Source organism: Nocardia citri (assembly GCF_054065835.1).
Map to the genome: position 1 here is coordinate 251,403 of NZ_JBSUQM010000001.1, position 25,207 is coordinate 276,609.

Consider the following 25,207-nt stretch of genomic DNA (forward strand, 5'->3'; position numbering starts at 1 on the left):
ATTCCCGTGGCGTTAGCGCACCATACCGCTCGTTATGTACGCGTTGTCCAACTGACGCCACTGATCGACATGTGCATGCCTACGACCTGGTCGATCGGTGCGTCTACGAACGAGTAAGTCGGACGCTGGATTCAGGTAGATGTCTATGATCGACCGCTGCGTTGCCTTCTATTGGGTAATTGATCAAATTTTCTAGAATCTGCTAGAGATTGTTATCGGGCGGGTCACCACGTCGGAGTATCAAGATTATTTAGTTGTCTAGGGATTTCCCGAGAAATGCGAATACCTCGCACGCAACGAGCCGCCACCACGAATGAGTGGCGGCTCGCAGTGGCTGCGCGCATAGCTAGGTGCCCGCGTGGCTACGGGTCGACGGCAGGAACGGTCGAAGTAGGTTGGTCTCGGTCGACGGACCCATCTGCCATTCCGCGATCCACGGCCCGGTGCCCTCGCTCGGATCGAAGATGCCCTCCTCCAGCCACTGGTAGCGGCCGTCCAGGACATTGCGGGTAAGGGTGCGATCGTCGTCATCGGTGTTGTCCCACAGTTCGTCGAACAACTTCTTCACCCGAATCCGCGACTGCCTGCTGAAGGTATCGGCGAGTTCCTCGGCGGCCTTGGCCTCCGGCGCGCCCGCTGTCCGCAGCGCCTGCGCGCGCACGCAGGCGGCCGAAATCGCGAACAACTCCGCGCCGATATCGACGATGCGACCAAGGAAGTTCTGCCGGTACTCCAGACCCGCCTGCCAGCGCGCCATGGCGTACATCAGCGCTCTGGCCTGCTTGCGGGCGCTGCGCTCGACGAAGCGCAAATGCCGCGCCAGCGGGCCGAATTCGGCATAGGTTGCGGGCACCGTACCCGTGCCAACGGCCAGCTGCGGGAACCACTTGGCATAGAAGCCACCCGCGCCGAGCGCGGCCTTGGCCTTGTCCTTGAGCTCCGCGTTCCGATCGACCAGCGCACCTGCGGCCGCCATATGCGCATCGGCCATCTCCCTGGCGATCAGCAGCCGCATGATTTCGCTGGAGCCCTCGAAAATGCGGTTGATCCGCAGATCGCGGACCAGCTGTTCGGCGCCGACCGCGCGCTCACCGCGGGCCCTCAGCGAAGCCGCGGTCTCGTAACCGCGCCCGCCGCGGATCTGCACGAGTTCGTCGGCGATTCGGCAGCTCATCTCGCTGGCCCAGAGCTTGGCCAGGGCGGCCTCGATGCGGATATCGTTGCGGGCCTCGTCGCACATGGTGGCCGAAAGGTCGAGCGCGGCCTCGAGTGCGTAGGTGGTGGCCGCGATGAAGGAAATCTTCTCCCCGACCGCCGCGTGTTCGCCGACCGGCCGACCCCACTGCACCCGCTGCGTGCACCACTGCCTGGCGATTTTCAGCGACCACTTCGAGGCGGCCGTACACAGTGCCGGTATGGCGAGTCGTCCCGCGTTCAGCGTGGTCAGCGCGATCTTCAGGCCGTCGCCCTCGCGACCGACCAGATTGCGCTTGGGGACCCGGACGTTGTGCAGCCGGGTCACCCCGTTCTCGATGCCACGCAGGCCCATGAACGAATTGCGCCGTTCGACGGTGATGCCGGGTGAATCGGCCTCGACGATGAAGGCCGAGATGCCGCCGCGGTGACCCTCGCTCTTGGGTATCCGGGCCATGACCACCAGCAGTTCGGCGACCACGCCATTGGTGGTCCACAGCTTCACACCGTTGATCTCATAGGCCTCGCCGTCCTCGGTCGGTGTCGCGGTGCTGGCCATGCGGGCCGGATCGGAGCCGACATCGGGTTCGGTGAGCAGGAATGCGCTGACCGCGCCCGCCGCGCAGCGGGGCAGGAATTCGGCCTTCTGCTCAGGGGTACCCGCGAGCTTCAGCGGCTCCGGTACGCCGATCGACTGGTGTGCCGAGAGCAGGACCCCGAGGCTGGGGTGCGCGGAGCCGACCAGCATCAAGGCCCGGTTGTAGCCGACCTGGGAAAGGCCTTGGCCGCCGTATTCCTCCGGGATCTTGAGGCCGAAGCAGCCGAGTTCGGCCAGGCCCTTGACGTACTCGTCCGGAATCTTGGACTCCGCCTCGATGACGCTGCCGTCCAGCGATTCGCAGAACGGCCGCAGCCGGGCCAGATAGGCCTCGGTGCGCGCGGCATCCTCGTCGCTGGGCTGGGGATAGGGGTGGATCAGATCGAGCCGGAATCGTCCCAGAAACATCTCCTTGGCGAACGATGGTTTGGCCCAGCCGGTTTCGCGAGACTCCTCGACCAGTGCACGGGCCTGTTCTTCGGTGGCGTCGACTTTCGCGGTAGTCGCCATGATGTCCTCCTCGGACGTGATCGGGATCACATAAGAGTGTAGGAGGGTTTGTTACCGGCCGGTAGATGTCGAGGTGGAGCATTATCGATCAATCTCTTAATGATCTTGATATAAGGGCGGATGCACCGCTGACACCTGCCGCGCGCCGGGGTGTCGGAGTTTCTCGACGCAGGGCGTTTCCGGCGTTCAGCGGATTCGCCGGATGATTGCCCAGGTGGTCATCGGAGTCGCCGCGGCGGCTGGAAGCGCCGCCATCGCGGCGCCCGCACATGCCGAGGTTCCAGTACCCGGCGCGCCCATCGGTCAGTGTCTGGTCGCCAAGCCGACACTCCGCCAGAGGTGCGCAATCAGGAGCCGTGTGTCGCGGCGGTCCACGCATTCGTGACCTTCAGCTACGGCAATAGCGGGTCGATGTCGACGGTAGGTTCGGTCCGAAGACCAAGGCGGCGGTGCGGAACTTCCAGCGGGGCGCCGGCATTTACGATCACGGCGTGATCGGCCCGGCGGTCGATGCGTCATGCCTGCGCGGTGCAGGGGAATTGCGACTACCGCTGTCCACTCCCCCTCGTCGTTCTGAGCCGTTCGCCTACACGCTGCGCAGATACCGACCGAAGTGCGGCACCGTGAACCCGATGGTGCCGCGCTCGGCGGAATAGATCAGGCCTTTCTTTATCAAACCGTCGCGGGCCGGTGAGAGCGAGGCGGGTTTGCGGCCGAGTTCATTGGCCACCGCGGCGGTCGGCACCGGGCCGTCATCGCCCGCCAAATCGGCCATGGCGCGCATATATTCGCGTTCGGCCGGGGTCGCGCGCTCGTATCGGGAACCGAAGAATCCGACGGCCAGTTCCTCTTCGGCGCTCGGTGCCGCCACCTCGACATCCTCGGCGGTGATCGGGCTCTCCGGCGCTTGATCCCAGGCCGCTTTGCCGTAGGCCTGCACGAAGTACGGATAGCCATCCGCCCGCTGATACAAGGCATCCAGCGCTTCCTCGGTGAACTTCACCTCCTCGCGCTCTGCCGGTGCCATGAGGGCCTGATCCGCCGATTCGCGGTCGAGGCGGTCGATGCGGTGGTAGCTGAACAGTCGCTCGGAGTAGCTCTTCGAGGCGGACAGTACTGCGGGCAGATGCGGCAGTCCGGCGCCGACCACGATCAAAGGTGCAGTGTCCTGGCTCAATTCGTGGCAGGCGCCGCAGATTGCGGAGATGTCGGCGGGACCGAGATCCTGCATCTCGTCGATGAAGACCGCGATGCCGACGCCGATATCGCTGGCCAGTGCGGCCGCCTCCTTGAGCAGTTCGATCAGGTCGATCTCGATATCGCCGGAATCGGCGCGACCGGTGACCGCGGGCACGTCGATACCGGGCTGCCAGCGGTCCCGCATGCTCTTGTCAGCAGTCGAGCGCAGCGCGAAAGCCTTGAGTATGCCGAGGAAGTCGTCGACACGCTCCTGATTGCGGTGTGCCATGGCGATCGCGCGGACGGCCATATGCAGCGCGGACGACAGTGGCCTGCGCAGTTCTTGATCCGGGCGGGCCTCGATCTTGCCGGTGCCCCAACCGCGCGAACCCGCAGCGGAGCGAAGTTGATTGAGCAGCACGGTCTTTCCGACGCCGCGCAATCCGGTGAGCATGACGCTGCGTTCCGGCCGGCCACGCGCGATCCGCTCCAGCACAATGTCGAACGCCTCGAGTTGTTTATCGCGCCCGGCGAGTTCGGGTGGGCGCTGTCCGGCTCCGGGAGCATACGGATTCCGCACGGGGTCCATGCCCAGACACCGTAGCGCGTCTCGTCAGCTGAATCTGGCCATGTATACGGCGTGTCCTAGATATTGCTAGCAAACGGTCGCATGCTGGAACTGACACTATTGCCATCGCCGCGAAAGTCTCTACGCTGATAGCGGTTCGGTGAACCGTCCAGTACCGGAATGGAGGGGTATGTCCGAGGAACCACTCCCCACCACGGCCGAGGTCGTCGAGTCCTGGAAGGTTCCCGCCGCCGCCACCGCGGCCGCCCGCATCCGCTCCAATATCCTGGCCGCGATCGATCAGGGTTTCGATGATCCACAGCTCGTCGCGGATCTCGCGGTGGGACCGCTGGTGGTGACGCTCGGTCAGCTCGAGGTCGGCCTTGCCGATGCGCGGCGGCGGATCGATGAACTGGAGCGCGCGCTCGGTAAAGAGGGCGCCGGATCCGGCGAGTAGCCGCCGGTCCACGAATCCGGTAGGCGCGGTGTCGCTTCCGATCGGAACTCGATTCGATAACACGCGGCTGCGACGCCGATACCGTGTCGTGACCATCCGAATGTGTCACAGCCCGGTCGTTCGTCCTGGGAGTTTCCGATCATCCTCGAAGATGCTGGTCTGTGGGCTGGACAACATCGCGTCCTGGTCGTAATCTCTTCGTGACTTAGTGGAGTCTGTCGGTTCGGAAGAGAAGCGGCGCCACTGAGTTACCGCCAAAACGGCTGTCGGGGCCACCAAATCCGGCTGCCGTACCGGGACCCAGAGATTCAACTGGGAGTTGGGGCCGTTCTGCCGGTCCGAACTCGACAGCTGACCCGGTCGGCGGGAGAGCAGAAGATCGGAGACTCGGCTCGGTGGGTAAACACAGCTTGCAGCGGGAATCGCGGCTACCGAATTCCGTCAAGGGTGCGCTCGTCATGGGCGCGGTCGCCGCATCCACTGGTGCGATGCCCGCGATCCCCGCAATGGCAGCCACCATCAACATCCCAGGGGTCGGCGACTTCGACGTCCCTGTTCCGCCGGAATTCGATCAGCAGGCCCAGGATCTGGGTAAGCAGCTGACCCAGGCGCTCGCCTCGATGCCCGCCGCGCCCGCGCCCGAGGCCGCCGCACCGCAGGCCGCGCCGTCGCTCCCCGGTCTCCTCGCCCCGGCGATGCCGCAGATGTTCCACCAGAGCACTGCCAGTGACATCGCGCTGGACGCCGCCAAGTCCAAGATCGGCGCGCAGTACTCCTGGGGTGCGTCCGGACCGTTCAGCTTCGACTGCTCGGGTCTGGTTCAGTGGGCCTACAAGCAGGCCGGAATCGAACTGCCGCGCACCAGCTTCGAGCAGTCGCACGTCGGTGCGCCGGTCGCGTACGAGAACCTGCAGCCCGGCGATATCGTGGTGACCAACGGCGGTGGCCACGTCGGCCTGTACGCGGGCGATGGCAAGCTGCTCAATGCGGTCCAGTCCGGTCAGCCGGTGTCCTACACCCCCCTGCGCCCCGACATGGTTGTGACGGCACGCCGTATGGTCTAAGGGTGGCACCCGCCCAACCGACCACTAAGAACACCGCCCCGAACCAGGCCCGCGTGGACTCCTGGACGTGGGCGGTGCGTCTTTTCAAGACCAGGTCCGCCGCTGCGGAAGCCTGCCGCGGTGGCCACGTCCGCGTGAACGGTGTCGCGGCCAAGCCGGCCCAGCAGGTTCGTCCTGGTGACGAGGTTCGCATCCGCGCTGGTGGCGTTGAGCGCATCGTCGTCGTGGAGCGCGTCATCACCAAGCGCGTCGGCCCTCCGATCGCCGCACAGTGCTTGATCGACCGCAGCCCACCGCCACCGCCCCGAGAGATTGTCGCGGCCATGCCGCGCCGCGACCGCGGCTCCGGTCGACCCACCAAACGGGAACGTCGCGAGACGGACCGCCTGCGTTCCCCCGGCTCCCCGAATATTTTGCCGGTCGTCGGTGCCGAGCAACGGCCGTCACGGGCTGACCGTTGGGATTGCGGCTGAGTTTGGGCGTTACCCCATTGTGCTCGCGAAATCAGTTGTCGCCTTGGTGGATTCGTGCCGCTGCTCCGCTCGTGCGAACGCCGGCGGCTGCGATTCGACCGGCTGCGAGTGCGGCGGCGGCGATGGTGCACAAGGCGCCGAGCATCATCGCGGATGCTTCGCCGGGTACCAGGACGTGTAGTTGTGAGCCGACCGTGACGGCGGCGACCGGGACGCCGACCTGTGCCGCCGCGAGCGTGCCGAAGGCGATCGGCGCTCCGGCGACCCGGGTGCTCAGGTGTACCAGCATCGCGCCGATCCCGAGTGCGAAGCCGAGTCCGATCAGCTGCGGGTGATCGCCGAATTCGCGCAGGTTGAGCCGGGCGCCCAGCCAGACGAAGAACAGCGGGCCGAGGAAGCCGTCATTGATGGCGAAGAGTTGGCGGGCCACGCGACGCGGCTCCCCGATGCCGGCGACCGCGAGTCCGGCGGCGAATCCGGCGAGCATGATCGAGACACGAGTCTGGGTTGCCAGCGCACACAAGGCGAACAGCACCGCGAGACTGACCCGCAGTTCCAGAGCGAATTTGCGATTCTCGGACAGCCGGTGCACGCGCCGTCGCCGCCCCGACCGCTCCAGCTCGCGCAACACCAGGAACAGCACCGCTCCCGCCGCCGCGACCGCGACGGCGCCGAGTGCCGCACGACCCGCATTCGCTGGATCGATCACCAGCGGCAGCGCCACCACGCACGCGGTATCGGCAATCGCGACCTGAGCCGTGAGGGCGAGGACCGGTTCACCCCGCAGGCCGAGCGAATCGATGATCGGCAGCACCAGTGCCGCCGAAGAGGACGCCATCAGCACCGCGTAGACCGCGCCGTGTCCGGTGCCGAACCAGCGGGCCAGCCCGAAACCGGCTGCGCTGGCGAGCGATCCGACCAGCACGGCCCGGACCGCGCCCTTGCCGAGTGCGGAGCGCACGGCCGGATCGCGCACTGGGACATGGGTGCCCGCGACGAACATGACCACGGCGAAACCCATATCGGCGAGAAAGGTGAAGATCGGCTCGCCGGTGTGCAGGACGCCGAATCCGGTGGTGCCGAAGACGATGCCCGCGAGCAGTTCACCCAGGATCACCGGTAGGTGCCAGGTCTGCCGCAGCGCGAGCAGCGGACCGGACAGTCCGAGCGTGATGACCAGGGCGAGGGTGGCGAAGGTCACTGCGGCATTCCGGCGATCTTCGCCGGAATGGCGATATTCTCATCGGCCCAGTGGACGGCGCAGACCCGGTGGTAGCCATCGGCGATCACCATCGGCACACCGGTGCGGAAATCGCCGCGCACCAGCAGGATCGGGGAGAGCGACTTGCGGTTATTGATCTTGATGAGATCGCGGCGGACATACGGATTATCGGCCGACAGCAGTTCGAGTCCGGCCGCTCGCAGGATGTCCTTGGCCTTCTTGTGCACGATCGGTACCTTGCGTAGTTCCGCGATCACCGTGTCGATCACATCCGGTGCGGCAAGCAACTCCAGATAATCCGCTGCCGCTGGGTAATCGTGTTCGTCCGGCAGATCTTTCCATGTCACGGGGATGCTTGCGGTCGTCATTCGCACATCATCGCGCTCGATGTGGTTGCGCAGGGGGAGATTGGCGGTGTTTGCGCTACGGCCCGGTCAGGTGGCCGGTCCCGTAGAGCGCTCGGCATTCGCCGCGGCGCAGTTTCCCACTGGAGGTCTTCGGGATCCGACCCGGCTCGACCAGGACGACGGCTGCCGGTGTCACCTCGTGGGCGGCCGCGATGGCATTGCGGATACGGCGGGCCAGCTCCGCTGATCCGGTGGCGGCCGGATCCGCGAGTTCGGCGACGACCACCAGATCCTCGCGGTGACCGTCATCGTGGCCGAATGCGGTTACGTGACCGACGCGTAACTCGGGCGCGCAGTCCGAAACCGTGGATTCGATATCGTCGGGATAGTGATTGCGGCCGTCGATGACAATGAGATCCTGCAGCCTGCCCGCGATATAGAGATGGCCTTCGTACCAGAAGCCGAGATCGCCTGTGCGCAGCCAGGATTCGTCGCCGCCCGACAGGCCGGCCCGGAAGGTCGCCGCGGTGGCGATCGGACTGTTGTAGTACCCGGCGCAGACATTGGGGCCGTGGACCCAGATCTCGCCGACGGTGCCCGCTGCGACCTCGGTGTTTTCACTCGGCTCCACCACCGCAACGCGCTGGCCTGCGGGTACACCGCACCCGACGAGCGGGATACCTGCCGCCGCGGTCTGTGCGCGGCCCTGCGCCAAGGCGATACGGTCGAATCGATGCGCGATGGGTTCATCCAACTGATCGCATACGGTGACCGTGAGTGCGGCCTCGGCCAAGCCGTAGCCCGGTGTGTGGGCGTGGTGCCGGAATCCGTAGGGGGCAAAGGTTTCAGTGAAATCGGTCAGGGCTTCGGCGCGGATTGGTTCGGCGCCGTTGAGCAGTGCGTCGAGGCCGGATAGGTTCAGTCCCGCGCGTTCTTCGGGGGTCGTTGCCGAGACCGCAAGGGTCAGACCGAAATTGGGGCTACCCGTGGCGCCCGCGCGGTAGTCGCTGAGGGCGCGTAGCCAGCGGATGGGGCGTTTCACATATTCCACCGGTGCCATGGTGACGCCGTGGACGCCGGAGTAGAGCGGCAATGATAAGGCCAGGATCAGGCCCATATCGTGGAAGAACGGGAGCCAGGACACGATGGGGCCGGTGCGCACGGCGGGCACCGCGGTCCACAACTGTTCCAGTGCCGCAGCGAGATTCGCGTGGCTCACTGCCACGCCCGCCGGCGTCCTGGTCGATCCGGAGGTGTACTGCAGGTAGGCCGTTTCGGTTCGGATGGCATCGATGATCGGATCGTCCGCAGGGGCGGTATCGGGCGTGAGTTTCAGCACCTGTCCCAGGGCCGGACCGAGGAGTTCGCTGGTGGTGATGTCGGCGGCTGAGATCAGGCTCGAGGTGGGTCGGGCGTCGGTGAGTGCACCCTCGAGTCGAGCCAGGTTTTTCCTACCCGTCGGCGCAAACAGCGGCACCGCAATGCGATTGCTGTAGAGGCAAGCGAGAAAGGCTATGACGTAGTCGATTCCGTGCGCGCACAGGATCGCCACTCGGTCGCCGGGATCAGTGGTCGCCCTGAGCCGTTGCGCCTCGGCGCCCGCTGCGTAGTGCAGCTGTTGGTAGGTCGACGTGACGGGAGTGCAATCCATTCCGCGATAACGCAATTCGGTGTACGCATTGTCGTTGGGCTTGGTTCGCACCCAACCGGCGACCCGTGCGGCCACGACATCGGTCTGGCGCCTCGTGTTCGGCGAGGTCACCGCACACCGTCGGATCTCGTGGCCGCGACTCGGTCGGCCAAAGCGGCGCCGAGTGCGGTAATGGTCGGGTATTGGAACAGTTCGGCGGTCGAGATGCGGATATTGAGACGAGACTCGAGGTGGCGGCGCATTTCTATGCCGAGCAGTGAGCTCAGACCCAAATCGTTGAAGTCGGCTTCCGGGTCGAGCTGGTCGGAGGCCAGGTCGAGGGTTGAGGCGAGGACGGTGCGGATGGTCGCGGTGAGTGGTTCGATCGGATAGTGCTGCCGAGATACCGGATTCGAGGGTGCGGGGTCGGTTGTCGGCGGTTGGTCGGTGAGCAGGTTGCGCAGGCGGGTGGCCACCGGGTTTGGATCGGTGGTCGGCGTGTAGTCCAAGGCGAGCAGGTAGGGCTCGTTGTAATACATGGTCTGGGCGAGTAGTTCGATGCCGCGTGAGGTGTCGATCGCGGAGATTCCGGCGCGCCGCAGATGTGCGGCACCGCCCGCGTCCTCGGCGAGGCCCGAATCCCATAAGCCCCAGCCGATACTCTGTACGCGCCGACCTGGATGGGCGCGGGCGAGTGCGTCCATTGCGGCATTCGCGCTGGCGTAAGCGGCCTGTCCGGGTGCGCCGAGTGCACCGGTGGCCGAGGAGAACAGCAGCACGAAATCGGTCGGATCGGTGGCGGTGAGTTCGATGAGATTGCTGGCGGCAATGGGTTTCGGCGCGAACATCCGGGCGAGTTGGCGGGTGGTGACGGCGTCGAAGGCGGCGTCTTCGAGTGCCCCCGCGGCGTGGACGACGCCGCGGATAGTGGAACCGCATTCGCGAACATCATTCAGCGCATTGGCGAGATCGCCGCGGTCGGCGGCATCGCAGCGCACTACGACGATCCGGTCCTCCAGTCCGTCCAGGAGTGCGGGCACCGGTCCAGGAGCGCGGGTGAGCACCACGACATCGTGAGCACCGGCATCGAGCAGCCAGCGCACCGCGACCGAGCCGAGCGCCCCGAGTCCGCCGGTGACCACGTAGGTGCCGGTGGGGTCGATCTGCGTTGAGGTGGTCGAACGTGGGCGCGTGTGCACGAAACGGCGGGTGGTGATGGCGTCGGCGGTGAGGCGGAGTTCATCGGGGAGCTCACGCGCTGTGATGGTGGCCTCGATCAAGTCACGTAGTCGGGATACCGCGGTCGGTGACGTATCGGTCCAGACGAGTCTTATGTCGCGACCCGATTCGAGGTGCATCGATCGCACCAAACCGGCGACCGCCATCGGAATGATCATATTGCCCGGCGACGTCGAGCTGCGCTGACCGTTCGCAAGGGATTGTCGACGGTCGGTTGCACCGGGGTAGGGCAGGACAATCGTCAAAGATGCTGTGGCGTGTTCGGATTGGACACGTTGGAGCAAATCCAGTATCCGTCCGATCGTGGCGACACTGTTCGCGGACTCGGTGGCATGGGCGTGGGTCGCGCCGGATTCGGCGGGCCAGATCACGATGACTGCCGTATTCGCGGTGCCCGTGCGTCCCGCGAGTACGGCGGAGACGATCGGACCGGCCGCGTCCGGTTCCCGAGCGACCCGTTCGGTGGGGAGGGTGCGGTCGAGTTCCCTGGCGATCCGGGTGGCCAGCTGGGATTCACCGATAACCAAGGCACGCCGCGGCTTCGCGATTCGGTAGCCATTGTTCTCGGCGAAATGACGAATGTGCTGGAACGGGATCCACGTTTCATGGCGGAACGGGCCGGCCTGCGTGGTCGATTCGACCGTTGCGAAACCTATTCGGACACCGGACAGTGCGAGCACCGGGACGCCGTGCTGATCGGTGCCGATGATGTCACCGGTCAGACCGGTCGTCGATCGATCACGCACGAGCGCATGCGCTTCCAGCAGTACCCGATCCGGTTCGGCGGACAGCCATGCGGATTCGATGCCGATCGGCAGCGCAATGGTATCGGCAGGCAGGTGGTCCCAGCTCGCCGCGGCGAGCAGCTGCAGACAGCTGTCGAGGGTCGCCGAACGCGGTAGCGGGGCGGAGTCGAACAACCCCACCGCACAGTCGGATCCGGCCGCGATATCGCGCAGTGCGCGAAAGCTCGGACCGTAGTCGAGTTGCCGCGCGCGCAACGAGTCGTAGAAAACACCTGGCGTGAGCACACGCATGCGCTGACGGGCAGCCCGATTTGCGTCGACCACCCGCATCCATGCGACGATATCCGCGGGTGTGGGGTCACCGGCCAACCGTGCCGAAGCCAGCGTGCCGGCGCCTGTGACCTCCGCCTGCAACCTTCCAGCACCGCGGGCTCGGTAGCTGACGGTGGGCAATGCGGCAAGCTCGGTGCGCTCATGCACCACGAAATCGATGATCACGTGTGCGGTCCCCGCCAGACCGAGCAGCCTGAGCAGCCAGAACACCGCGGGGACGGTCGGGATGCCTTGCACGACGTGATCGTGCAGATCCTCGGCGGGGAACTCGGATTCAGCGATGAGGACCTCTGACGCGCTCGAATCGAAACCATCTGGGCCGCGGCCGACATCGGTTCCGGTGGTGGTGTTCGCGTCGTGAATATTGCGGCCACCACCGGCGCCGAGTCCTATGGTTGCGTCCTGGACGTCTCGGCTGTGTGCGGCGTCGTCTCGGGTGCAGGTGCCGGGCTTGGTGGTGGCATCGTCGGTGGTGTCGGGATCGCGTGTGGTGATGAGTGGGAAGTGGCGACGGGACCATTGGCGCGGCGGTGGGGGTGTGGTGAAGGGGCCGTTCGCGGCCCAATTTATGGGGCGGCCTTCGAGGTAGAGCTTGCCGAGGCAGGTCAGGAAGGCTTCGGCCTCGTTGTCGCGGGTCGTTACCGCATGGGTGGCGTCGGCGAATTCGGGGAAGTCCCGGATGACGGGTGTGAGCACCGGATGCGGTGCGATTTCCAGAACCGTTGCGAATCCGTCGTCGGCGGCTTGTTGGAGCGCGGCGGCCAGTTCGACGGTTCTCGAGGCATTCTCGACCCAGTAAGGGGCATCCATTACGGCGGTGGTGATCGTTTCGTGTCGACGTGCTGTGGAGTACACCGGAACGCGCGGCACCTGGGTGGTGAGTCCGTCGAGCGCGTCGATGAATTCGGGGAGCAGCGCGTCGACCTGTGGACTGTGGGCGGCGAAGTCGACGGCGATCCGCTGCGCGAAAATCTGTCTGCGCTTGGCCCGGCGGACCAGTGCATCGATATAGCGCGGCGCGCCGGAGATCACCACCGAACGCGGTCCGTTGACGGCCGCGATCGCTACCGTGGCGTGCAGCGGCTCGACCAGCCGCACCGCCTCATCCGCTGTTGTCTCCAGCACGGCCATGGCTCCGTGCCCGTCGAGGCGCGCCAGAATCCGGCTGCGCTGCACCACGACTCGGGCCGCATCCGAAAGCGATAACGCACCGCTCACCGCGGCCCCGGCCACCTCGCCGAGACTGTGCCCCACCACCGCATCGGGTTCGATCCCCCACGCGGCGAGCAATTCTGCCAGTGCCACCTGGAATGCGAAGATCGCCGGTTGCGCATATTCCGTCGCGGTGGTCCGGTTACTTGCCGTACCGCTGAGCGCGAACCCGTTGCGCGGCGTCCACACTCGCCTGCCACCCGCCGCCGCAATCGCATCCGCGGCAGCGGTCACCGTTTTCGCGAATACCGGATAACGGGCCGCCAGACTCCGCCCCATCTTGGCATGCTGACCACCCTGCCCAGAGAACAGGAACAGCACGCCACCGCGCCGCCGCTCCGAACTCACCCCTATCACTGCCGCACCGACGTCTCCGCCCGCCAACGCCCGCAACTGAGCCACCGCATCGTCGAGATCACGCGAAACCACTGCGGCACACGAATTCTCGGGAATCAACCGCGCAGCGGCAGCCGCGAATCGCCGAAGAACTTCGCGATCGCTATCCCCCGTCCCTGAGTAGCCCGTCGAGATCTCGTCGATTGCGACTTCCATGCCCTCGTGCGCAGTGCTGCTCATGCCCGCGCGCGCAGGATTGCCGGGGCCCTCACCTCCTCTGTTGTCGGTACCGTCCCCCGAGACGCCGCTCATACCGTGTTGCGAGGCGCGGTCGAGTAGGGCGTCTGTCCCACTGGTCCGCGCGGTGCTGCCGGTACCGTCTGGTGGGTTGCCGGTGATGTGGTCGTGCGCGGCGCTGGTGGCGTCGTCTGGCAAGGTGAGGCGTATGCACTCGTGGAAGGTGCTGCTGGGGTGGTCTCGTGCGGTGCCTTCCCACGTGCGGCCGTTGCGCGAGGTGCTGTCGGGTACGGGATCTCCCCCGCTGGTCCGCAACGAACTGCTGGTGCCGGCTCGCGTCATGCCGCTCGCCCGGACACCCTCGAGCAACTCCGCCCACCGCAATGCGCGCGCCCGCAACTGGGCATCATCGCGACCGCTGACCGGAAGCAGTACGGGCGGTTCATAACTCCGATGACGTTCAGGCTCCAGACCGCCCAGCACCACATGCGCATTCGTCCCACCGAATCCGAATGAGCTGATTCCGGCACGCCGCGCTCTCAGCGGTGTGCCGGTCCAGTACACGGGTTCGGTGGGTACGCGCAGTCCGTGCTCGGCGAGCTTCAGTAGTGGATTCTCGGTGTGGAAATTGATGGTCGGCGGGATTACACCGTGCCGAATGGACAACGCCGCCTTGACCATTCCGGTGATTCCAGCGGCCGCCTCCAGATGTCCGATATTGGATTTGAGGGAGCCGATCCAGGTCGGTTCGGCGGCGCTGCCGACCACCGCGGCGAGCGCGCTCACCTCCACCGCATCACCCAGCGGTGTTCCGGTGCCGTGGCATTCGACATACCCGACATCATGTGGATCGAGTCCGGCCCGTGCCAGCGCGGTACGAATGGTGTCCTGCTGGGCGCGGCCATTCGGTGCGTACAGTCCATTGGAGCGCCCGTCCGAACCGACTGCCGTGCCGAGGATTTCCGCATACACCCGGTGCCCGTCGCGCAGCGCATCGGCGGTGCGCCGCAGCACCACCACCGTGCATCCGTCACCGCGGGTATAGCCGTCGGCCGCGGCATCGAACGGTTTGCACCGCCCGTCGGGCGCGAGGAAACCACCTTCGGCCAGGTACTCCGAGGTATGCGGCAGCAGCGCGAGATTCACCCCGCCGACGATTGCGAAGGGCACCGCGTCATCGGCCAGCAGGCGTACCGCGAGATCCACTGCGGCCAGCGAGGACGAACAGGCGCTGTCCAGCACCAGACTGGGTCCGTGCAGGTCGAGGACATAGGAGAGCCGGTTGGCGATGATGCTGAGCGCCGAGCCGGTCACCGCGTATGGTGCATCGTGCCCGTCGCAGCCCAGCACCGCGATGCCGTGGTCGTAGGCGCACGCACCGAAGACAACGGCAGCCCCGGAACCCCTGGTGCGATAGCCGATTCCGGCATCGTCGAGCGCCTCGACCGCGACCTCGAGCGCAAGCCGCTGCTGCGGATCCATCAGCGCGGCCTCGCGACCGGAGATGGCGAACCAGTCGTTATCGAACGCATCGACGTCCGTGAGATATCCGGCGTGTCGCGTACCCGGTCGACCAGGCGGTGGTGCACCGATGGCGTCCCGGCCGTCGCACAGCATGTCCCAGAACTCGGCCACATTCGACGCGCCGGGCACCCGGCAGCCAATGCCCACGATCGATACCGGCGGATACCGCCGGACAGAGGCGCTACCGGCGGTGCTCATCGCACCGCGAAATACTCGACAAGCTGCTCGATGTCCGGATGGTCGTAGAGGGTGGTGAGCGAAACCTCGACTCCCATGGCATCTTCCAGATGCGCCGTCAGCCGCGCCAGTTGCAGCGAGCCGAGCCCGAGATCGCTGAACGGCGCACTGGTCGAGACCGTTGCGGCATCGACATTCAGCAGGTCGGCGATGGCTGCGGTGGCAGCGCTGAGCAGCGCGGCACGTCGCGAACCGGATCTTTTCGAAACACCGTTGGCGACTGTTCGCAGCTCGCTCGGGACAACATCCTGCCCGTCCGGAAGACCAGGCCCCATCCGTCCTCCTCCCGTCGCCGGAGGGCTGGTGCCCCCACGCCGGTACCCACTGCGATTATGCCGTAGATATCGACGCGATCAAGGTGTTCCCAGAGCCCGAGCAGGCGGGTGAAATGTCCGGAATTGTCCTGCATGCCCCGCTCTTTCGCGGCTTGCCGTGATCGCTTACGGTGGCACCGTGCCCGAATCCGGAACCGAGCGGACGCCCACCGTGGCGACCGTGCTGCGCTGCTGCACGGCACTGGCGGCCACGCCGGGCCGACTGCTGCGCCCACGTCGCCCTGATACCGCATTGCTGGCCGGACTGGAGCCGCTCGCGCCGCCACCGCCGAAGGTGACCGTCGGGCTCACCGTTTTGATGCAGGCTCGCATGGCCGCGCCCACCACGATTGTCGCGGAGGGCGTGCGCAGCCTGCGTGAATTGCCGATGACCATGTCGGCCTATCTGATCGAACATCCGAAGGCACGATTCCTGGTCGATCCGGCGCTGTGCGCGGGTGTGCACGATCGGGTGCTGCCCGAGCTGCCGTTCCCGATTCCGTTGCTGGTCGCCCCCGATAAGCCGGTGCTCGGGCTCTCGGACGCGCTGGCTGCCCGCGATATCGCCGTCGACACCATCGATTTCGTCGTGCCGACCCACCTGCACTGGGATCACATCTCCGGCCTGCTGGAACTGCCCGATTCGGTGACCATCCGACTCCCCGCCGTCGAACGCGCCTGGGCACTCGACGGCCCGCATGCCCCCACCGGCGTGGTCCGCGGCCCCCTGCGCGGACGCACCTTCGACACTTTCGAACTCGACGGCCCGCCGGTGCTCACCTTCCCGCACAGCCTGGACTTGTTCGGCGACGGTTCGGTGCTGCTCGTCGACCTCGCCGGACATACCCCCGGTAGTATCGGCGTCCTGCTCGCGGTCGACGACGGCACCCGAGTACTGCTCGCGGGTGACGCGGTGTGGCACAAACTCCAGGTCCAGCTGATCCGAGAAAAGGCACCCATGCCCGGCGAACTGTTCGATGCCGACCGCGACGCCGCCTTCGCCACCATCCACCGCCTGCATGCCCTCCCCGACAATATCGAGATCGTCGCGGCCCACGACTACGCCGCAGTCGAGGCATTGGCCACCCGGCACCGGTAACCCGCCCGCGGGCGCAATCCGTCGATGCCGTCGTCGAGTTGGTGCCGAGTCGCGTGCACTTCGGACGGAACCAGCGAATCGATCGCGGGGGTAGAACGGTCCGATCGGGTGTGATGTGCGGTCGACCGCTCATCGGCCCGCGCGGCGGACCCGTCCGGTGTGCGATACCCGGCTCGTCAGGCCGGGGCCGACCAGATCTTCGAGGCGACGGTAGGTTTCGGCCGCGGGCAGCGGTGGTTGCGCATCCGCGATCGAACCGAGCAGGCCGACGACACCCCAGGACAGGAAGGTCATCGTCACCGCGAATTCGTCGTCGTCCATCTCGAGGCGACCTGAAAGTTGTTCGGTGAGAATCTCTTCTACCATGCGCCGCGTCGAGCGCAGCAGCACTCCGGTCGCCCGGCGGCCCAGTAGCGCCCGATAGACCTCCGGATTCGCCGATGCCAGTCGGAACAGCGCGTACAGCGGTGCGAGCGGATCCGAATGTTGCGGTGCGTCCGGGTCATCCGCGGCCGATTCGATATCGGCCACCGCCGCGCGCAGGTACTCGGTACTGCTGACCAGCAGCAGATCGTCCTTGTCTCGGAAGTGCGCGTAGAAGGTGGAGCGTCCGACGTCGGCGCGATTCAGAATGTCCTGCAAGGTGATCCGGTCATAGCCGCATTCGATCATCAGCTCGATCAGCGCCCGCTGCAGCAGACTCTTGGTGCGCCGCACCCGGCGATCTTTGCTGGTCATCGGCATCCTCCGAACGCGAATACCGCGTTTATCGTACAAATTGTGCGAATCCGTTCGGAACGGCACAATATCCGCACTTTTGCTTCTGGTCGATCCGGTCATCTGGTCCGATTGTGGACACGTGGCCGGAAACGTATAACGGTTCACTTAAGCACATGCTGACCGGAGCTCCGAGATCGGCTTTCGCACCACCGAATTCAGATCATGTTGTTCGCTGTCAACCAGCGCATCGTGAACCAGCCGCAGAACACCGGCAGCCAGCAGGTGAGCACGCGGTAGAGCAGTACCGACGGCACGGCGATAGTCGCGGGCAGACCGAAGGCGGCGAGACCACCGATCAGCGCGGCCTCGACGGCGCCGACCCCACCCGGTGTCGGCGCGGCCGCGGCCAGGGTGCCGCCGATCATGGTGACGATGGTGACGGTGATGAACGACGCGCCACCACCGAATGCCTTGACACTGGCCCACAGCGCGAGTGCCTGGCCGATCGTGATGGCACCACAGCCGAGCACGATCACCGAGAAGCGCTTCGGATCCCGGGCCAGATCGCCGAGTTCGCCCAGTACCTCCTGCAACTGGGGGCGCACCGAATTTTTCAGCCAGCGACGCAGTTTCGGCACGAACATAAAGGTGCCGATGATGCCGACACCCACGCCGGCGGCCAGATAGAGCACGGTGGCGTCGGGCACGAAATGCGAAAGATCCGCCGACGTGCCCGCGGCCACGCTGAACAGGATCAACAGGCCGATATGGGTGATCACCTGCACAGTCTGCTGCAGGGCGACCGCCGCGGTGGCGCGCACCGCGCCGAGTCCGCCCTTCTGCAGGAAGCGCACGCTCAAGGCCAGTCCGCCGACCCCGGCGGGGGTGGTCGTGGCGGCGAAGGTATTGGCGATCTGCATGATCACCAGATTGCGAAAGCTGGCCAGGCGCGACGCACAGGCCCACAGCGCCGCCGCCGCACCGATATATGTCAGCGCCGAGATCGCCAGCCCGAGCAGCGCCCACCACCAATTGGCGGTACGAAGCTGCGAGAAGAAGGTCGGTACCGCGCTGATGAACGGATAGGCGACATAGACCAGTCCGATGAGCAACACCAACTGGATGATCCGGTTGCGGCTGAACCGGGTGATCTGCTCGGCCTCGATCTTGTCCTGCCCGGTCTGCTTGCGCACCTCCTCACGCGCCGAGGAGACCGCCTCGCCCCAATCCGGAATCGACTTCTTGATGCCGGCGGGCATGGCGGACTTGGTGAGTCGGCTCGCCGCGGTGAGCACCGTCTGCTCGCCGAGCGTTTCGATGGCGGTGCGCACCGCGGCTTCCTTGCCGAAGACCGCCGTGGTCGAGACCAGCAACTGCGCGACATCGGACTGTCGCTGCTTATCGGAGGCACCGAATTCCGCATTGCTGAATCCGTTGAACAGCGTGACGCCGTCCTCGATTCGGATTTCGGCGGGCCGCAGGTCGCCGTGCGAGATCTGGGCGCGGTGCAGTGCGGCGAGCGATTTCCACACGCCGGCGAGCGCGTCATCGGAGGTTTCGTTGAGCGGCTTGCCCAGCGGCACGGTGTGCGCGTACAGCATCCAGCCGCGCTCGAGTGCCGCGACGGCGACCTGTCGCACAGCGGCCAGACCCAATTCGCCGACGGCGATGGCCAGCAGCGCACGGTGCTCGACGGCGCGGTGCATGGAGCCGTGCAGTGCGGCGGTTTCGCTGGTGCGGAAGGTGAGCCAGCGCCACAGTTGGCGCAACGCGCCGAAGCTGCGCTGATTCTTGCCGAACAGTTCGACGGTCAACTCACGCTCCGGACCGGCGATGGCCGCGGCGAGCACCAGCGGACCGCGTCCAGCCGGACGTAGCACCGTGAATGCGGTGACGGTATGTCCGCGCCTGGCCAGCACCCGCACCGCCGCATCCAGCGGCACCTCGAGCGCCGGTGTGCCGACCACGAGTACGATCACCGCGCCGACCAACCACCCGACTGCGAGGCCGAACATGGCCCGCGCGGGCACCACCGTGCTGACCACCAGATGGATGGGGGCGAATGCGAGCAGCAGGAACCACAGCCAGCGCCGGGGCCGGGTGGGCAGCCACGGACTGGATACGGTCAGCACCGCGGCGAGCATGGCGATCCAGCGCGGATCGTCCAGGAACTGCGACAGAAAGGTATCGAGCCGATCCGGCACTTGCAGATGCCACTGCGGCGCGGACAATCCCGTGCCGGTGATCGATAGCAGCAGGCCCGCGACCAATCCCGCGGCCGCATACCCCGCGAGCAGCTTCCACTGCCTGCTGATGATCAATTCGATGAGGATCGCGAACGGCAGCGCCAGAATCGCCATGCCGTAGACCAGGTACACCAGATTGGACTGGTCCGGATTGAGGAAACCGACGATATTCGAGACCGAACGCTCCAGTGCCAGCCACTCGGGCCGAGTGATCAGCGAGGCGGCGACCACCACGCCGACCCACAGTGCCGCGAGTACGACACGGATGATGTCGCTGGTCCGACGGATCAGCGGTTGCAGCAGGCTCCCGGTAACCGGGATATCCCGCCCATCGACTCGCATTCGCTGGCCCTCCTCCGCCGCTCCGGGCCTTTTGCCGATCGTGGGTGGGCACTAACCTACCGCTGCGGGTCGGCGGTTCCCGAGATGGCTGAGTTCTGGGCGTTCCGGCGAGTTACCGATGCGTGCTAGATCAACTGCTGCGTTCGCACGCACCATACACAGCATTACGCTGCTTCCGACCTACTGGTCGGTAAACGGTCTTGCCGAATCCGTCCGGGCCGATAAGGCTCATCCGAAGAGCTCACCGGAACGACGGATTCGGCGAAGTAGGTCAGCGGGCGTCCGCACCGAGTCCGTGCGGCCCACTTTCGGCGGTCACTCCGACGGTAAAGATTTCCCCATTCATCTCGCCTCGATCGAGTTCGACAATGGCTCGCACCACCTGTTCGGTGGCCACGGTCACGGGAAAATCATTGGGCGCGATCGCATTCGCACGCACCCCGAACTCGTCGAATTCGGCCGCGATATGTCGGGTCAGGTGGTTGAGCGCCGCCTTGGATGCCGCGTAGAGCGCCTGTCCGCCGGGGAATACCCGCGAACCCGCAATGCTCGAGACGTTCACGATATTGCGATTGCGCGCCCGGTTCTCGGCCTCGGTATGCAGCCAGCTCTGTTGCGCCAGGCGCGCCGACAATCGCAGCGGCACACCGACATTGAGTGCGAAATGGGGATCGAACTCATCGAGCGCGACGTCGCCGTCGACTGGTGGCCACCCCTGTTACGCGGGCGATCAGGTCGTGCCATTCGCGCGAGAGGAACAACGCCAACGGCCCGTCCCGCAACCCTGCCAGCGATGCCCCGACCGCGCCGTAATCCGCCGCCACAGGCCCGAATGCCTCCGGCCGCTCCCGGCGCACCCGCGCCAGTTCATCGGCCAACCGGCCATAGAATTCGGGCACGAACACATCCCTGGCATAGATGTGCGGAAACGGCTCGACCCGGCGAATCCAGCGCCGATGCGCGAACAAATCCGTGAACCACGGCGGCACCGTGGACTCAGCTACCCCTGTCAACGTCAAATCCCTCCCGGACAACCACGGCGATCCTAACGACATATCTCCACCCGCGGTGGCCAGAACCTGATGACCGATTGCGAAGATCACCGGGTGCGGAACGACCTTCGTGTGTGCTTCATCGGCGATTCCTTCGTCGCGGGTGTCGGCGATCCGCAGGGCCTCGGCTGGGTCGGCCGCCCGGCTGCCGGGACCTACACGACCGGTCAGCCGCTCGCCGCAGACAACTGCCGATCGGCGCGTTCTGTCTGAGACAGAAGGTCGCTGGCGTCCGGGCAGGTCAGCGCGGTTGTACTCAGCGGACTGGGATGCCTTGCGCGACCGATTCTGCCCGCTTGCGCCGAGCCACCCGCTAGATCGACCGGCATCGCGCCCTCCTCGAGGGGCCGGGTGACGAACTCGCGCAAGCTCGGATGCCACCGCCCGACCTCGTCATCGAACGAACCCTCGGTCTCCAACTGACCGATCGCACCGATCAGGGTCGCATGGACCGCGCCAACGGGGTGAAGCGCGGGGCGTGGTGCCCTGACGCAGGGCATGCGACAGCCGCGGATTCTTCGCTCGCAGTACCTGTTTGCGCGGCGAGCGCATGGTGAACCGGGTAATTCGCGTGCCGGAAGGGTCCGATGCACGGGCGCGATTCGTGGAACGGATCCTCGGCATCGAGCATCCGGCCCGGTTCGCAGAAGCCGTTCCGTCGCCTCCAGTTCCGTTGGCCCGCCGTCGAACAGCGCATCGCAGTGGCCGAAAGCGAATTCCTCGAAACCTCGATCGGCCAGTGTGCAGGGGCCCCGAAGTCGACGACGCCGAGTCGTCCGTCCGGCAGCACCCGGAAATTGCCCGGATGCGAATTCCCGGAAATATCAACGCCACTTCTCGCCCATGCTGGCGCCCATCGCCGCATGGCCCGGAAATATCAACGCCACTTCTCGCCCATGCTGGCGCCCATCGCCGCATGGCCCGGAAATATCAACGCCACTTCTCGCCCATGCTGGCGCCCATCGCCGCATGCACCGAACGCGGCAGCTTCGTGGGCGCGCAATCCTGGAGTCGGCTCAGCGCGATTTTGTAGGGCTCGGCGCGATCCGGCGGCGTGCGAGTTCGTAAATGGCAAGCGGCTGACAGCGTTCGGTGGCACCGTCCTGCACCGCGCCGAGCACCTCGAAGATGTGGTGTGCGGTGCGCGTCTGGATTTCGCGATCGACCTTCGGTCGGCCCAGCGCGCTTGCCCACACCTACGGTCTCGCGGCGCGTGAAAGCGGCCGGCAGCGCTGCCGATTCCGCTTGCGAACGGCGGTGCGAACCGGGGTTTTACCGTTGGACGTCATCGCGAATAGGCGCGTGCGTGAGGTCGTCGAACTCTCGGCCGATCGACCCTCGCCGCGCTGAATTGTCCTGCCGCACCTCACGCTGCGCCCTGACCGGCGTTACCCAGGTGCAGTCTCGCACCGGACGGCATAGACTGTCTGGGACGTATTAGACACCGAGTCGAAAGGTGGCATCTCGATGGGATCCCAAACGGTAGTCGCCGACGTTGCCGATGAACTGGCACGCCGGGTTGCCGCAGGGGAGTATCAGCCGGGGGATTTGATGCCGTCGGTCCGTCAGGTCGCGGAGGAATTCGATATGAACCGCGCGACTGCGCAGTTGACCCTCGGTCGGCTGGAATCGTACGGATTCGTCGAGGCGCGACGCGGCAAGGGGTTCACGATCCGCGATGTCCGTGAGGCGGGCGGCATCGATGTATATCGGCACCTCTTTCGGTTTTCGGTTCCGATGCCGGATGTCGCCATCGAGATGTTCCACGACATCGTCGAGGTTGAGCGCGGCATCGTCATGGAGGCGCTGCTCGCCTACACCAGCAGCGAACAGGAGATCGATCCGGCCGAACTCAAGACCGCGATCGATGACATGGAATCGTTTGCCCGGCAGGATATTCCCGACTTCCAGCAGATCCTGACCATCGAGATCGGCTTGGTCCGTCGACTGCTCACCGCACTGGGGCTGAGCATGCAGCGCGCGATCATGAACTCCATCGGCGAGATGGTGCTCGAGGTACCCGAGGCCGTCGAGGCATACTTCGCGGGCGCTGCCGATCTGCATGTACTGGTATGGCGTGCGTTGGTGGCGGTGTGGGATTCCGGTTCCGGCCCGTCCGATGCGCAGCTCGCATTGTTCGAGGATCTGTTCGGGCTGTATCACGGCAAGGTCATCGCCCGATTCGAGGAATTGCTCGATGTCGGGCCCGAGTGCGACGAGGATGTGGAGCACGCGGCGACCGCTTGATCGTCCGTCAATTCCTCCGAACTCGCTGTCTGGGCCATTCTTGGCTCCGCGTTACTCAACGCCGCTCGGGATGTGGTTTTGCGGCCCGCCGGGCAAGATCGCCACATTTACCAACTGTCTGAGACTTATCAGGTGCGTGTACTGCGTTCGACGGCGGGCGCAGCCATCGCGCCGATACACCCGACGAGTTTCGACAACTGGCGAATCTGCTGTTACCGCCGAACTCGAGCGTCGGGCTCGCACGGTAGGATCGCAGTTGCGCGGTGGCCGCGCAGCCCGGACTGTCCGCGACCCGTCGCTACGGTTGTAACGGTGAGAAGGGCGTGAGCGGTGTCCTGGCGGCAATTCCGCAGGCGATCCTGTTCGCGCTGGCTCAGTCCGATCACATGGCCGAATTGCCGCAGCTGTATGCCCTTATCGTGCCGGATGTGCCTGAAAACGCGTGTGCGGGACCGAGTTTGGAGATCGCCGGATATCTTCGTCGGGCGCTGTGCGATCCACTTTCCTACCACCGCACACACTGTGGCAGCTCGGCGAGCGGCTGACCGGTGTGCGTTACGACTTCTCGGTGACCGATTCCTAGGCGGGAGCGATATCAATGCGGTGCCGCGGCGAAAGCGGCGAGCACGAGTGAGGTGACGATCGTGACGGCAAGTACGGCCAGCACCACCAGATTTCGCCGTTGCGGCAGATCGGCATGCATCAGATTCGGACACTCCGGCTCAATATGTCCGCGACTTCCGCACCGAGGGTTGGTGCAGGGATACATGCCGACCTCCAAAACTGACGCGAGCACTCGCACTGTAACAGTGCGAGTCATCTGTATACCGCGTGCGCTGTTGGACGGCTACCCAGCCGCGGGAGGCCGGAAACGCCGCCCCGCTATCGGCCGGGGCGGCTTCGGTCACGTTGCTACAGAGCGCTATTGAGTTTGTTCAGGCGGTCGCACGCCTCGACGTACTCATTGATCAGCCGGGCGATCACATCGGCGCAGCGCTCCACTTTGTTCATCATGCCGACGACCTGACCGACCGGATTGAAGTTCACATCCTTGGCCGCCTCCGGATAGCGGTGCCCACGCTTGACGCCGTCCAGAGCCACCATCATCTGCAGCGGCATGGGCAGCGGGTCCGGATTCTCCGGCGCCTCCCAGGCCTCGGTCCAGTCGTTCTTCAGCATGCGGCACGGCTTACCGGTCCAGGACCGTGAGCGGACGGTGTCGTGGCTGGAGGCATCGATATAGGTCTGCATCTGCGCGGGCGGCACATTCGCCTCTTCGACGGTCAGCCACAGCGACCCGGTCCACGCACCCGCCGCGCCCATCGCCATGGCCGCGGCGACCTGCCGGCCGTTGCCGATACCACCGGCGGCCAGCAGCGGCATATCGCCGATGGCGTCGACCACCTGCGGCCACAGCACCATCGAGGAGATCTCACCGCAGTGCCCGCCGCCCTCGGTGCCCTGGCAGACAACGAAATCCAGACCGGCGCGCTTGTGGTTGAGCGCATGCTTCACCGAACCGCACAGTGCGCCGATGAGCCGTCCCGACCCCTGGATCTGCTCGACCACATCCGGCGGCGGGGTGCCGAGTGCATTGGCGACCAGCTTGGCCTTGGGATGGCGCAGGATCACCTCGATCTGCGGTGCGACGGTGGTCGCGGTCCAGCCGAGCAGCTGGTTGTGGTGCTCACCCTCGGGCAGATGCGGGACATTGTGCTCGTTGAGCAGCGTCTCCGCGAAGTCCCGGTGCCGCTGCGGAACCAACTCCGCCAGTTTGGCTTCCAACTGTTCGGGGGTCAGATCGTCGATCCCCTTGCCCTCGTATTTCGATGGGATGACGAGGTCGACGCCGTACCCACCGTGCACATGGTCGTCGAGCCAGGCCAGCTCGACCGCCAATTCCTCGGCGGTGAAGCCGACCGCACCGAGCACGCCGAGACCGCCGGCATTGCTGACCGCGGCCGCCACATCGCGGCAATGGGTAAAGGCGAAGATGGGGAATTCGATCCCCAGTCGGTCGCAGATTTCGGTACGCATGGCGTGCTGGTCTCCCTACTTGCTCAGCAGCCGGATCACAACGG

The 25,207-nt window shown here is 65.6% G+C and carries 20 protein-coding genes and 1 pseudogene; 8 read left to right on the top strand and 13 right to left on the bottom strand.

The genetic code is table 11. The features are described from left to right. Nucleotides 1–346 precede the first annotated feature (346 nt). Nucleotides 347–2,302 (bottom strand): acyl-CoA dehydrogenase family protein, encoded by a 1,956-nt coding sequence (locus ACW2Q0_RS01285; RefSeq protein ID WP_457185194.1) that lies wholly within the window; start codon nt 2,300–2,302, stop codon nt 347–349. A gap of 422 nt (nt 2,303–2,724) precedes the next feature. Here ACW2Q0_RS01285 and ACW2Q0_RS01290 point away from each other — a divergent pair. Then, nucleotides 2,725–2,958, top strand: a pseudogene (locus ACW2Q0_RS01290) (peptidoglycan-binding domain-containing protein); the annotation flags it as partial. Here the strand turns inward: ACW2Q0_RS01290 and ACW2Q0_RS01295 are convergent. After that, nucleotides 2,889–4,070, bottom strand: coding sequence for an AAA family ATPase (locus ACW2Q0_RS01295; protein ID WP_457185196.1), 1,182 nt, complete (start codon nt 4,068–4,070; stop codon nt 2,889–2,891). The pseudogene ACW2Q0_RS01290 and the gene ACW2Q0_RS01295 overlap by 70 nt on opposite strands. A 169-nt stretch (nt 4,071–4,239) precedes the next feature. Between ACW2Q0_RS01295 and ACW2Q0_RS01300 the strand changes: the two genes are divergently transcribed. From ACW2Q0_RS01300 to ACW2Q0_RS01310, 3 genes are all read left to right on the top strand, one after another. After that, complete coding sequence (locus ACW2Q0_RS01300) at nt 4,240–4,506, top strand: hypothetical protein (protein ID WP_457185198.1); 267 nt, start codon at nt 4,240–4,242, stop codon at nt 4,504–4,506. A 395-nt stretch (nt 4,507–4,901) separates the two neighbouring features. Next, complete coding sequence (locus ACW2Q0_RS01305; RefSeq protein ID WP_457185200.1) at nt 4,902–5,570, top strand: C40 family peptidase; 669 nt, start codon at nt 4,902–4,904, stop codon at nt 5,568–5,570. A gap of 2 nt (nt 5,571–5,572) precedes the next feature. After that, a complete protein-coding gene (locus tag ACW2Q0_RS01310) occupies nt 5,573–6,043 on the top strand; it encodes an RNA-binding S4 domain-containing protein (protein WP_457185202.1) in 471 nt (156 codons plus the stop codon). 31 nt (nt 6,044–6,074) lie between these two features. On the opposite strand, the gene ACW2Q0_RS01315 is transcribed toward ACW2Q0_RS01310, so the two are convergent. From ACW2Q0_RS01315 to ACW2Q0_RS01335, 5 genes are read right to left on the bottom strand one after another with little or no spacing between them, the layout of a single operon-like run. Further along, nucleotides 6,075–7,244, bottom strand: a complete 1,170-nt coding sequence (locus ACW2Q0_RS01315) for a cation:proton antiporter (RefSeq protein WP_457185204.1) — start codon at nt 7,242–7,244, stop codon at nt 6,075–6,077. Next, entirely contained in the window at nt 7,241–7,633 is a 393-nt protein-coding gene (locus tag ACW2Q0_RS01320; RefSeq protein ID WP_457185206.1) for a hypothetical protein, read from the bottom strand. The genes ACW2Q0_RS01315 and ACW2Q0_RS01320 overlap by 4 nt, the downstream gene beginning before the upstream one ends. A gap of 55 nt (nt 7,634–7,688) precedes the next feature. After that, nucleotides 7,689–9,374: a fatty acyl-AMP ligase gene (locus ACW2Q0_RS01325; protein WP_457185208.1), complete on the bottom strand. Its 1,686-nt coding sequence runs from the start codon at nt 9,372–9,374 to the stop codon at nt 7,689–7,691. Continuing rightward, nucleotides 9,371–15,067 (bottom strand): SDR family NAD(P)-dependent oxidoreductase, encoded by a 5,697-nt coding sequence (locus ACW2Q0_RS01330; protein ID WP_457185210.1) that lies wholly within the window; start codon nt 15,065–15,067, stop codon nt 9,371–9,373. Before ACW2Q0_RS01330 ends, ACW2Q0_RS01325 begins: the two co-directional genes overlap by 4 nt. After that, nucleotides 15,064–15,381: an acyl carrier protein gene (locus ACW2Q0_RS01335; RefSeq protein ID WP_457185212.1), complete on the bottom strand. Its 318-nt coding sequence runs from the start codon at nt 15,379–15,381 to the stop codon at nt 15,064–15,066. Before ACW2Q0_RS01335 ends, ACW2Q0_RS01330 begins: the two co-directional genes overlap by 4 nt. Nucleotides 15,382–15,559: 178 nt before the next feature. On the opposite strand from ACW2Q0_RS01335, the gene ACW2Q0_RS01340 reads away from it, so the two are divergent. Then, nucleotides 15,560–16,519: an MBL fold metallo-hydrolase gene (locus ACW2Q0_RS01340; protein WP_457185214.1), complete on the top strand. Its 960-nt coding sequence runs from the start codon at nt 15,560–15,562 to the stop codon at nt 16,517–16,519. A 129-nt stretch (nt 16,520–16,648) separates the two neighbouring features. Here the strand turns inward: ACW2Q0_RS01340 and ACW2Q0_RS01345 are convergent, their stop codons facing one another. The 4 genes from ACW2Q0_RS01345 to ACW2Q0_RS01360 all read right to left on the bottom strand — a co-directional run bounded on the left by ACW2Q0_RS01345 (nt 16,649) and on the right by ACW2Q0_RS01360 (nt 20,840). Next, nucleotides 16,649–17,257 (bottom strand): TetR/AcrR family transcriptional regulator, encoded by a 609-nt coding sequence (locus ACW2Q0_RS01345; RefSeq protein ID WP_457185215.1) that lies wholly within the window; start codon nt 17,255–17,257, stop codon nt 16,649–16,651. A 197-nt stretch (nt 17,258–17,454) separates the two neighbouring features. Next, on the bottom strand, nt 17,455–19,827 hold the full coding sequence (locus ACW2Q0_RS01350) for a flippase-like domain-containing protein (RefSeq protein ID WP_457185217.1): 2,373 nt from the start codon (nt 19,825–19,827) through the stop codon (nt 17,455–17,457). A gap of 271 nt (nt 19,828–20,098) precedes the next feature. Further along, complete coding sequence (locus ACW2Q0_RS01355) at nt 20,099–20,473, bottom strand: SDR family oxidoreductase (protein WP_457185219.1); 375 nt, start codon at nt 20,471–20,473, stop codon at nt 20,099–20,101. Nucleotides 20,474–20,504: 31 nt separating this feature from the next. Beyond that, on the bottom strand, nt 20,505–20,840 hold the full coding sequence (locus ACW2Q0_RS01360; protein WP_457185221.1) for a hypothetical protein: 336 nt from the start codon (nt 20,838–20,840) through the stop codon (nt 20,505–20,507). Nucleotides 20,841–20,933: 93 nt separating this feature from the next. Between ACW2Q0_RS01360 and ACW2Q0_RS01365 the strand changes: the two genes are divergently transcribed. Then, a complete protein-coding gene (locus tag ACW2Q0_RS01365; RefSeq protein WP_457185223.1) occupies nt 20,934–21,092 on the top strand; it encodes a hypothetical protein in 159 nt (52 codons plus the stop codon). Between the two features lie 803 nt (nt 21,093–21,895). Here ACW2Q0_RS01365 and ACW2Q0_RS01370 read toward each other — a convergent pair. After that, the gene (locus tag ACW2Q0_RS01370) at nt 21,896–22,075 is read right to left on the bottom strand and encodes a hypothetical protein (RefSeq protein WP_457185225.1); all 180 of its coding nucleotides are present in this window, start codon (nt 22,073–22,075) and stop codon (nt 21,896–21,898) included. Nucleotides 22,076–22,346: 271 nt separating this feature from the next. Between ACW2Q0_RS01370 and ACW2Q0_RS01375 the strand changes: the two genes are divergently transcribed. Next, entirely contained in the window at nt 22,347–23,126 is a 780-nt protein-coding gene (locus ACW2Q0_RS01375) for a FadR/GntR family transcriptional regulator (RefSeq protein ID WP_457185227.1), read from the top strand. Between the two features lie 263 nt (nt 23,127–23,389). Continuing rightward, nucleotides 23,390–23,671: a hypothetical protein gene (locus ACW2Q0_RS01380; protein WP_457185229.1), complete on the top strand. Its 282-nt coding sequence runs from the start codon at nt 23,390–23,392 to the stop codon at nt 23,669–23,671. A 367-nt stretch (nt 23,672–24,038) separates the two neighbouring features. Here the strand turns inward: ACW2Q0_RS01380 and ACW2Q0_RS01385 are convergent, their stop codons facing one another. After that, nucleotides 24,039–25,163, bottom strand: coding sequence for an NAD(P)H-dependent flavin oxidoreductase (locus ACW2Q0_RS01385; protein WP_457185230.1), 1,125 nt, complete (start codon nt 25,161–25,163; stop codon nt 24,039–24,041). Between the last annotated feature and the right edge of the window lie 44 nt (nt 25,164–25,207).

Coding starts and splice junctions, on each gene's coding strand:
- ACW2Q0_RS01285 (WP_457185194.1), bottom strand. CDS start 2,302: ATGGCGACTACCGCGAAAGTCGACGCCACCGAAGAACAGGCCCGTGCA.
- ACW2Q0_RS01295 (WP_457185196.1), bottom strand. CDS start 4,070: ATGGACCCCGTGCGGAATCCGTATGCTCCCGGAGCCGGACAGCGCCCA.
- ACW2Q0_RS01300 (WP_457185198.1), top strand. CDS start 4,240: ATGTCCGAGGAACCACTCCCCACCACGGCCGAGGTCGTCGAGTCCTGG.
- ACW2Q0_RS01320 (WP_457185206.1), bottom strand. CDS start 7,633: ATGACGACCGCAAGCATCCCCGTGACATGGAAAGATCTGCCGGACGAA.
- ACW2Q0_RS01330 (WP_457185210.1), bottom strand. CDS start 15,067: ATGAGCACCGCCGGTAGCGCCTCTGTCCGGCGGTATCCGCCGGTATCG.
- ACW2Q0_RS01335 (WP_457185212.1), bottom strand. CDS start 15,381: ATGGGGCCTGGTCTTCCGGACGGGCAGGATGTTGTCCCGAGCGAGCTG.
- ACW2Q0_RS01345 (WP_457185215.1), bottom strand. CDS start 17,257: ATGACCAGCAAAGATCGCCGGGTGCGGCGCACCAAGAGTCTGCTGCAG.
- ACW2Q0_RS01350 (WP_457185217.1), bottom strand. CDS start 19,827: ATGCGAGTCGATGGGCGGGATATCCCGGTTACCGGGAGCCTGCTGCAA.
- ACW2Q0_RS01375 (WP_457185227.1), top strand. CDS start 22,347: ATGGGATCCCAAACGGTAGTCGCCGACGTTGCCGATGAACTGGCACGC.
- ACW2Q0_RS01385 (WP_457185230.1), bottom strand. CDS start 25,163: ATGCGTACCGAAATCTGCGACCGACTGGGGATCGAATTCCCCATCTTC.